The organism is Peribacillus sp. P4_C12 (genome assembly GCF_056402095.1).
The window spans coordinates 1-635 of the sequence record NZ_JBFUIB010001128.1 but is presented as its reverse complement, the minus strand read 5'-3'; the positions used below and the strand labels follow the sequence as shown (position 1 = coordinate 635).

At 38.7% G+C, this 635-nt stretch carries 1 protein-coding gene and 1 pseudogene; both read left to right on the top strand.

Annotation, left to right across the window (positions count from 1 at the left end; genetic code table 11):
* On the top strand, positions 1–313 hold a 313-nt coding region (locus AC1DUW_RS31750; RefSeq protein WP_477644568.1), incomplete at its 5' end, for an AMP-binding enzyme.
* A 33-nt stretch (positions 314–346) separates the two neighbouring features.
* Positions 347–635, top strand: a pseudogene (locus tag AC1DUW_RS31745) (TauD/TfdA family dioxygenase); the annotation flags it as partial.

The following is a 635-nucleotide window of genomic DNA, read 5'->3' as shown; positions in this document are numbered from 1 at the left end:
CAAGAAGGACATTATTATTGTTGGAGGCTACAATGTATATCCTCGTGAAGTGGAGGAAGTCCTGTATCAACATCCTGCTGTGGTAGAGGCGGCCGTAATCGGAGTTCCAGATGGGGAATACGGAGAAAGTGTTAAAGCTTTTGTTGTAGTTAAGGATGAGCAGATCACCAGAAATGACATTATTCAATTCTGTCACGATAAGCTGGTGAAGTACAAGCTTCCTAAACGAGTAGAATTTTTTAAAGAGCTGCCTAAGAACTCAACAGGGAAGATTTTGCGCAGAGAGTTAAGAGAATTGACTGAAGTGAAGTAAGAGATGAACCAACTTATTAAAGGGGGATTAATTATGTCAACCATTTTAAAGGAAAAAGTTAAAGGGCAAGTAGCGTGGAAAGGCACTGACCTGGCTAAAGATGATTCATGGGTTTATTATTTGTCTGAAAAAACGATTGCCTCGCTTGAGAACGCTTTAGTTCATGTTAAACAAAAGGGTTTAAAAGCACCTGATTTTAACAAAGAGGATTTTCCGATTCCTGATATATATGAAGAAATCGTTTACTTTGTTGAAGAGCTGGAGAATGGGAGAGGGTTCCTATTAATTCGTGGATTACCTATTGAAAGGTATACAGATGAAG